This window comes from Methanosarcinales archaeon (genome assembly GCA_014859725.1).
Classification (GTDB): Archaea; Halobacteriota; Methanosarcinia; order Methanosarcinales; family Methanocomedenaceae; genus Kmv04.
This window is the reverse complement of the sequence record JACUTQ010000093.1, coordinates 1-8803: the sequence shown is the minus strand read 5'-3', so window position 1 is coordinate 8803 and position 8803 is coordinate 1. Positions and strand designations below refer to the sequence as shown.

The 8803-nt window shown below is 42.2% G+C and carries 5 protein-coding genes and 1 pseudogene; all 6 read left to right on the top strand.

All coding sequences use genetic code 11. The features are described from left to right. Positions 1–135: 135 nt before the first annotated feature. The 6 genes and pseudogenes from IBX40_08450 (at position 136) to IBX40_08425 (ending at position 8773) form a co-directional block, all read left to right on the top strand. Positions 136–3376, top strand: a pseudogene (locus IBX40_08450) (type I restriction endonuclease subunit R). A gap of 202 nt (positions 3377–3578) precedes the next feature. Continuing rightward, entirely contained in the window at positions 3579–4661 is a 1083-nt protein-coding gene (locus tag IBX40_08445; protein MBE0524343.1) for an MBL fold metallo-hydrolase, read from the top strand. Between the two features lie 222 nt (positions 4662–4883). Further along, the gene (locus IBX40_08440; GenBank protein ID MBE0524342.1) at positions 4884–6428 is read left to right on the top strand and encodes an SAM-dependent DNA methyltransferase; all 1545 of its coding nucleotides are present in this window, start codon (positions 4884–4886) and stop codon (positions 6426–6428) included. After that, a complete protein-coding gene (locus IBX40_08435) occupies positions 6425–7507 on the top strand; it encodes a DUF1016 domain-containing protein (GenBank protein MBE0524341.1) in 1083 nt (360 codons plus the stop codon). Before IBX40_08440 ends, IBX40_08435 begins: the two co-directional genes overlap by 4 nt. Beyond that, a complete protein-coding gene (locus IBX40_08430; protein MBE0524340.1) occupies positions 7504–7755 on the top strand; it encodes a hypothetical protein in 252 nt (83 codons plus the stop codon). The genes IBX40_08435 and IBX40_08430 overlap by 4 nt, the downstream gene beginning before the upstream one ends. After that, the gene (locus tag IBX40_08425) at positions 7748–8773 is read left to right on the top strand and encodes a restriction endonuclease subunit S (GenBank protein MBE0524339.1); all 1026 of its coding nucleotides are present in this window, start codon (positions 7748–7750) and stop codon (positions 8771–8773) included. Before IBX40_08430 ends, IBX40_08425 begins: the two co-directional genes overlap by 8 nt. Positions 8774–8803 lie beyond the last annotated feature (30 nt).

Here is an 8803-nt window from a genome sequence, read left to right as displayed (position 1 = left end):
ATATTCAAAAAACAGAAGCAGTAAGCCTTTTAGATTCCTTAACCGATCACGCATGTAGAAATATTCAGTGTGTCGGGATTTCCGACATACTGTCGAAGATGGAAAAATAAATACAGCAAATAACGGGGAAAAAAGATGGCAACAAATAAGATTACCGAATCCGCCATAGAGGAGTTAGCAATCGAACTCCTCGAAAAACAGGGCTACAGGTACATCTATGCTCCCGACATTGCCCCTGATAGCGCCACTCCGGAACGGAACCGATTTGAAGATGTCCTCCTCTTAGATCGCCTGCGCAAAGCCGTCGGCCGAATCAACCCCACAATTCCAGCAGACGCAAGAGAAGATGCCATCAAGCAGATACAGCGCCTTAATTCGCCCGAACTCATCGCCAACAACGAAGAATTTCACAGGATGCTTACCGAAGGCATACAGGTAAGCTATCAGAAAGACGGAGCCGACAGGGGCGATCTGGTGTGGCTGATAGATTTTAACGATCCTGAAAATAACGAATTCCTTGTCACCAATCAATTTACTGTCATAGAAAATAATGTGAACAAACGCCCTGACATCATCCTTTTTATTAACGGCCTGCCCCTCGTTGTTATAGAGCTGAAAAATCCTGCCGATGAGAATGCAACAGTAAGGTCTGCTTTCAGACAGTTCCAGACGTACAAACAGACAATCCCGTCTTTGTTTGCCTATAATGGTTTCATGGTCATCTCAGATGGTCTTGAGGCAAAATCAGGTTCTCTTTCAGCAGGTTTTAGCCGCTTTATGGCATGGAAAAGTTCAGATGGCAAAGTTAAAGCCTCGCCTTTAATTGGTCAACTGGAAACTCTCATTAATGGGATGATGAATAAAACAACTCTCTTAGATCTTATCCGCCATTTCATTGTGTTTGAAAAATCAAAAAAAGAAGACAAAGACACTGGCGTTATTACTATTCAAACCGTAAAGAAGCTCGCTACCTATCATCAGTACTATGCTGTTAACCGGGCAGTAGAATCGACACTCAGGGCATCTGGTTATTCTGCGGTGGAAGATTGGCAAAATTGTGGAATACATTATGATCCTCCAGAAAGTTATGATTTACCAGGAGTGAAAAAACAACCCATTGGAGACAGAAAAGGCGGCGTGGTCTGGCACACGCAGGGAAGCGGTAAGTCCCTTTCCATGGTTTTTTACACCGGTAAGATCGTCCTGGTTATGGACAACCCTACAGTAGTGATGATCACGGACCGCAACGATTTAGACGACCAGCTTTTTGATTCCTTTGCCGCTTCAAAGCAACTTCTCAGACAGGAACCTGTACAGGCAGAAAACAGGGACCATTTGAAAGAGCTGCTAAATGTCGTGTCAGGTGGCGTGGTGTTTACCACCATCCAGAAGTTCCAGCCCGAAGAAGGAAACGTTTACCCGAGACTATCAGACCGGAGAAATATCATTGTGATAGCTGACGAAGCGCACCGGACACAATACGGCTTCCAGGCAAAAACCATTGATGCCAAAGATGAACAGGGAAACGTAATCGGTAAAAAGATCGTTTACGGTTTTGCGAAATACACTCGCGACGCCCTGCCCAATGCCACATATCTGGGTTTCACCGGTACGCCAATAGAAAAAACAGACGTGAATACTCCTGCCGTTTTTGGCAATTATGTTGATATTTATGATATAGCCCAGGCTGAGGAGGACGGCGCCACGGTAAAGATCTATTACGAGAGCAGGCTGGCAAAAATCACTCTCAGCAAGGAAGGTAAAAAACTGGTTGCCGAACTGGATGAAGAACTGGAAAAAGCAGACCTGGCAGAAACCCAGAAGGCCAAAGCGAAATGGACACAACTGGAAGCCTTAATCGGCAGCCAGGATCGAATAAGGCAGATTGCACAGGATATTGTAACTCATTTCGAACTAAGACAGGAAGTGTTTGAAGGCAAAGGAATGATCGTTGCAATGTCGCGAAGGATAGCTGCCGACCTCTACGATGAGATTATCAAAATCAAACCGCAGTGGCATAATGATGACCTTAAAAAAGGCGAGATCAAGATTGTGATGACCTCTGCATCTTCTGACGGGGCAAAAATATCAAAACATCATACGACAAAAGAGCAGAGAAGAGCTCTGGCAGAACGAATGAAAGACCCGGAAGACGAATTGAAACTTGTCATCGTTCGGGATATGTGGCTCACTGGTTTTGATGTTCAATGTCTGCATACGATGTACATTGACAAGTCAATGAAAGGGCATACCCTTATGCAGGCAATTGCGCGGGTGAACAGAGTCTATAAAAGACAAACCGGGTGGTCTGGTTGTTGATTATCTGGGAATAGCTTCCGACCTGAAAGAAGCCTTATCATTCTATTCTGACAGTGGCGGGAAAGGCGATCCTGCTGTCCTTTTGGAGCAGGCAGTTCAATTGATGCTTGAAAAACTGGAGATCGTATCCCAGATGTTTCATGGATTTTCCTTTGAGCATTACTTTGGAGCGGATACTTCGACTAAGCTGTCAATAATACTTGCAGCAGAGGAACACATCCTGGGTCTTGAAAATGGTAAGAAAAGGTACCTCGATGAAGTAACTGCGTTATCAAGAGCATTTTCCATAGCCATTCCACACGAGCAGGCAATGGATGTAAAAGACGAAATCTCGTTCTATCAGGCAATTAAAGCCAGACTTGTCAAATTTGACGGCACTGGAACAGGTAAAACAGACGAGGAGATTGAAACCGCAATCAGGCAAGTTATCGATAAAGCCCTTGTTACTGAACAGGTGATAGATGTGTTTGATGCTGCAGGAATTAAAAAACCTGACATTTCCATATTATCTGAAGATTTTCTTTTAGAAGTCCAGAATATGGAACATAAAAATATCGCTATGGAAGTTCTGAAAAAGTTGCTCAATGATGAAATAAAAGCCCGGGTAAAGAAGAACCTCATTCAAAGCAGATCATTAATGGAAATGCTGGAAGATTCCATCAAAAAATATCATCACAAAGTCATAACTGCGGCTGAAGTTATTGAAGAATTGATTGAACTCAGTAAAGAAATAAAGCGGATGGACAAAGAGCCTCAGGATATGGGATTGTCTGAATTTGAATATGCTTTTTACACAGCAATTGCAGATAATGACAGTGCAAGAGAATTGATGCAAAAAGAGAAGCTACGGGAATTGGCTGTTGTATTATTTGAGAAGGTTAAACAGAACGCATCGATAGACTGGACAATTAAAGAAAGCGTCAGGGCCAAATTAAAAGTGATTGTAAAACGGACATTAAGACAATATGGTTATCCGCCAGATATGCAAGCACTCGCTACAGAAACAGTGCTTAAGCAGGCGGAATTGATTGCAGATGAAATAACAAATAGGGGATGATGGGAGACGATATCTGCCGTATGCTTTCACTGAACAGGGAGTCGCCATGCTTAACATTAAAATTCACAAGGATACTTCAATGCAATAGCTTTATTAAAAATAGAATAAAATATAATGTGGGAATATTAAAAATAGTAATATTCAGGTTTGAAGAAATCTAAATTTATGTCAGGACGTCCCTGACCATAAAGGGGAGGAGAATATGATTTTTCGTCAGTTAAACCCGCATTCATGCAAAACATATCTTGTAGGCCCGGGAGACTCAGACAACGTGGTTCTTATTGACCCTGTACTGGAACATCTGGAAGAATACCTCGAGCTGCTCTGGAAAGAGAAATTCAGGCTCACATATGTTATTGATACACATACCCACGCCGACCATATTTCGGGTTGTTCTGCTCTTAAGGACACAACAGACTGTGAATATGTGATGCATACCAGTGCACCGGCCCATTGCGTTGGTTTACGTGTGATCGATGACTTTGAATGGCATATTGATGATCTTCCTGTTAAAGTGATGCATACTCCCGGTCATACGGTAGATTCCATATGCCTGATACTTCCGGACCGTATCATGACAGGAGATACACTTTTCCTGGATGACGGCGGAGCGGGACGAGACGATCTTCCAGGAGGCGACCCTGGAGCACACTGGGAAAGCCTTAAGCGTATTATGGAACTTCCTGACGACCTGATAGTTTATCCAGCACATGATTACAGAAATCGCACACCGTCAAGTCTGGCAAACCAAAAGATTACAAATTCTCATCTCAAATCCAGGTCGAAGCAGGAATTCGTAAAATATCTTCAGGACCTAAAACTCGGATCAGCTGAATGGATGAAAGATGTCCTGATATCGAATTATGCATGCGCCCGCGACCCAAAAGCTGCCTGGGTCCCTGTTGATGTACCTGCATGTGAAGTAAAAGGTACACTTGATCATGGTGTCAATGATATCCAGGTCCCAGGGATCCCGGCCGCAGAGCTCAAATGGAGATTGGATGAAGGTAAAGCCCCTGTCCTTCTTGATGTAAGGGAAGATAAAGAACTTGCTGGCGAACTGGGGCATTTACCAGGAATAAAACATATTCCTATTGGAAGCCTCACAAATCGTCTTTCTGAGCTTGAAGAAAATAAAGATAAAGAGATAGTAACAGTTTGCCGTTCAGGTGGACGTGCCCATACTGCAGCCCAGATACTGATGCAGGCAGGGTTCAAACATATATATAATCTGGAAGGCGGAATGTTAAGCTGGAATAAACTTGGATATTCTGTTGAAAAATAAGAACCCGGCTGAGGAAATCATTTTGTGTACTTAGCCATTTATCCCTAATTTTTTATTACCAATCCTAACATCTTTTATACAGGTCATGAATATTGTCGGGGTATACCTTGCCCTCAAAACGGCCACTATGCATCGTAAGATTGTTTAAAATGATATAAATATTATAAACTATTACCGGTAACGAATATTTCAAAGGTGAATTGAAGGGGCTGGATTGATAAAATGGCAAAGAACGAGAATAACAATCAGGAAGAACCTCTTGAAAAACAACTTTGGAAAGCAGCGGACAAACTCAGAAAGAACATTGACGCTGCCGAATACAAACACATAGTCCTTGGTTTGATTTTTTTAAAATATATATCTGATGCTTTCGAGGAGCTTTATAACAAACTTAAACAAGGTGAAGGCGATTATGCCGGTGCTGACCCTGAAGACAGGGACGAGTACAGAGCGGAAAATATCTTTTTTGTCCCTGTAATTGCCCGCTGGTCATATCTGCAATCAAAAGCCAAACAGCCAGAAATTGGCAAAGACGTTGACAACTCAATGGACGCAATCGAAAGAGAGAATCCTACTCTCAAAGGAGTGCTGCCAAAGGTCTATGCACGAGGCAACCTCGACCCGACAAGTCTTGGCGGTTTGATTGACCTTGTTGGCAACATTGCTCTTGGTAATGCAAAAGCCAGAAGTGCTGATATTCTCGGTCATGTTTTCGAGTATTTCCTTGGTGAATTTGCTCTGGCAGAAGGCAAAAAGGGAGGACAGTTCTACACGCCAAGAAGTGTAGTTCAATTACTGGTCGAAATGCTGGAACCCTACAATGGCAGGGTCTTTGACCCCTGCTGTGGCTCGGGCGGTATGTTTGTGCAGTCTGAGAAATTTGTTGCCGACCATCAGGGAAAAGTAAACGACATATCGATTTACGGACAGGAGAGCAACCAGACCACCTGGCGGCTGGCAAAAATGAACCTCGCCATCAGAAGCATAGATAGTTCACAGGTCAAATGGAACAATGAAGGCTCCTTCCTGAACGATACCCATAAAGATCTGAAAGCGGATTATGTCATAGCCAATCCTCCGTTCAATGACAGTGACTGGAGCGGCGAATTGCTTCGCAAGGACGGGAGGTGGAAATATGGTGTTCCGCCTGCCGGAAATGCCAACTATGCCTGGATACAGCACTTTATCTATCATTTGAATCCAGGTGGTCAGGCAGGTTTTGTTCTGGCCAAGGGATCTCTGACCTCCAAGTCGTCAGGTGAGGGTGATATCAGAAAAGGACTTGTGGAGGACCGACTGGTGGACTGCATCGTGAACCTTCCGCCAAAACTGTTCCTGAATACCCAGATCCCGGCCAGCCTATGGTTCCTGAGCAGAAACAAGGCCAATGGCAAATACAGGAACAGAAGAGACGAGATCCTGTTCATTGACGCGCGGAACATGGGGCACCTGATAAACCGCAGAACCCTTGAATTCTCACATGAAGATGTACAGAAGATCGCGGACACCTACCACAACTGGCGCAATCCGGACGGGGATTATGAAGATGTGAAGGGATTCTGCAATTCCGCCTCAATTGAGCGGGTGCGCGAACTGGATTATGTGGTGACACCGGGGCGGTATGTGGGGTTGCCTGATGAGGATGATGATTTTGATTTTAATGAGCGGTTTACCAGACTGAAAGCGGAATTTGAGGACCAGTTGAAAGAGGAAGAACATCTTAATGCTTTGATTGCTGAGAATTTGAAAAAGGTGAAGCTGGTATGAATATCTCCTTAACTATCGATGAAGATTATTCTGTCTGGTTGAAAGAGCTTAAAAATAAAGTTCGATTGGTTCAGATAAAAGCGGCAGTTAAAGTTAATTCTGAACTATTGCAGTTTTATTGGGAGCTTGGCGCTGATATTGTTGAAAAGCAAGCTACTGCGAAGTGGGGCGATGGATTTCTCTCAAATCTCAGCCACGATCTAATGGTAGAATTTCCTGATATGAAGGGTTTTTCAAAAAGAAATCTTGAACTTATAAGGCAATGGCATCTGTTTTATACAAATGAAAAGCCAATTGCGCAACAAGCTGTTTCGCAATTAGAAACAAAAATTGAGCAACAAGCTGTTGCCCAAATAACCCAAATTCCATGGGGACACAATATTGCCATCATTTCCAAGTGTAAAAACTTAGATGAAGCTATCTTCTATATTCAAAAAACCATTCAAAATAACTGGTCAAGATCTGTTCTGACTCATCATATTGAAAGTAATCTGTTCAAGCGTGAAGGTAAAGCCATAAACAATTTTAAGGCAACATTGCCCGAACCTCAGTCTGACCTGGCAATAGAAACCTTAAAAGATCCCTATAATTTTGATTTTCTGGCATTAACAGAAAAGCATAATGAAAAAGAGCTGGAAGATGCTCTGATTAACCATGTAACTCATTTTCTATTAGAGTTGGGGGCTGGTTTTTCTTATCTGGGAAAACAATACAAGCTCGAAGTTTCAGGTGATGAGTTTTTTATTGATCTTCTGTTTTATCATGTAAAATTACATTGTTATGTGGTGGTTGAACTAAAGGCGGTTAAATTTAAACCTGAATTTGCCGGTAAACTTAATTTTTATGTATCTGCTGTGGATGGAATTTTAAAATCAGAACAGGATGACACCACTATCGGTATTCTTATCTGCAAATCAAAAAATGATACGGTTGTGGAATATTCCCTGAAGGATGTTCATAAACCGATCGGGGTGAGTGAATACATAATCACAAAAAACCTGCCGGATGAATTCAGATCATCTCTGCCAAGCATTGAAGAGATTGAGGCAGAATTGAGTGGAGTGGAGGAATCGCAATGAGTAAAAAAGAAGTATTCCATTCCACAGTCGGTCAGTTAGTTGAATTTTTAAAAACCCTGCCACATGATCTGCCGGTATTGACCAGCGGTTATGAAAATGGTTTTGAGAACTTTTATCAACCAGGTATTATTAAGGTGAAGCATGAGCCTGAAAATGAGTATTATGAAGGTGAATTTCAGGTTGTGGAGGATGGGGAGGAGGAAACGTTTGATGCAGTGGTGATTAGAAGGGTGGTTCGGGATGTGTGAGTGGAGGGAGTGCAAGCTGGGGGATGTGGTAGTTTTAAATTATGGAAAAGGTTTGCCTGAACACAAAAGAATTGAAGGTAATGTCCCTGTTTACAGCTCTGCTGGCCTAACAGGTTATCATAATAAACCATTAGTCAATTCTGAAGGGCTAATTATTGGGCGAAAAGGAACTGTTGGTAAGATATACTATTCAAGAAATCCATTCTATTGTATTGATACTGCGTATTATATTTTACCGGATAATGAAAAATATAGTTTAGATTTTATATACTATTTATTAAAAACAATTGGACTTGAAGAACTTAATGAGGACAGTGCAGTCCCGGGATTAAATCGCAATACTGCTTATTCACAGAACATTTTACTCCCACCTCTCCCAGAACAGCGCGCCATTGCCTCTGTGCTTTCCAGCCTCGATGACAAGATAGACCTGCTCCACCGCCAGAACCAGACTCTCGAAGCCATGGCGGAAACGCTGTTCAGGCAGGGGTTTGTGGAGGAGGCGGATGAGGGGTGGGAGGAAGGGGTTCTCAATGATGTAATTTCTGTCAAAGGAGGAACAACACCAAGTACTAAAAAATCCGAGTATTGGGATGGTGACATTTATTGGACATCACCGAGGGATTTATCGAATCATACATCTGTTTTTATATTCGATACCGGACGAAAAATAACGGAAAGAGGTCTGGCACAAATCGGTTCTGGCTTATTACCAATTGGTACAGTTTTACTATCTTCTCGTGCCCCAATAGGCTATTTAGCGATTACGGAAATTCCTCTTGCAATCAATCAAGGCTACATTGCTATTGTTTGTGATAAGATGGTTTCAAACTACTTTATTTACTTATGGTGTAAAGCAAATATGGATGGAATAAAAAATCAAGGGAATGGTTCAGTTTTCCAAGAAATTGCAAAATCCGTTTTTAAAGAAATTAGTATTACTATTCCCCTTTTACTTTCGTTAGATGACTTTGACAAAACGGTTAACCCAATTTTGGTCGTGTCCCTAATTAATTGACAATATTTAAATAGTTTGAATATAATTCTA

What these genes read in the sequence shown, in the direction of transcription:
- IBX40_08425 (MBE0524339.1), top strand. Translation starts at nt 7,748, where the DNA reads ATGTGTGAGTGGAGGGAGTGCAAGCTGGGGGATGTGGTAGTTTTAAAT.
- IBX40_08445 (MBE0524343.1), top strand. Translation starts at nt 3,579, where the DNA reads ATGATTTTTCGTCAGTTAAACCCGCATTCATGCAAAACATATCTTGTA.
- IBX40_08430 (MBE0524340.1), top strand. Translation starts at nt 7,504, where the DNA reads ATGAGTAAAAAAGAAGTATTCCATTCCACAGTCGGTCAGTTAGTTGAA.
- IBX40_08440 (MBE0524342.1), top strand. Translation starts at nt 4,884, where the DNA reads ATGGCAAAGAACGAGAATAACAATCAGGAAGAACCTCTTGAAAAACAA.
- IBX40_08435 (MBE0524341.1), top strand. Translation starts at nt 6,425, where the DNA reads ATGAATATCTCCTTAACTATCGATGAAGATTATTCTGTCTGGTTGAAA.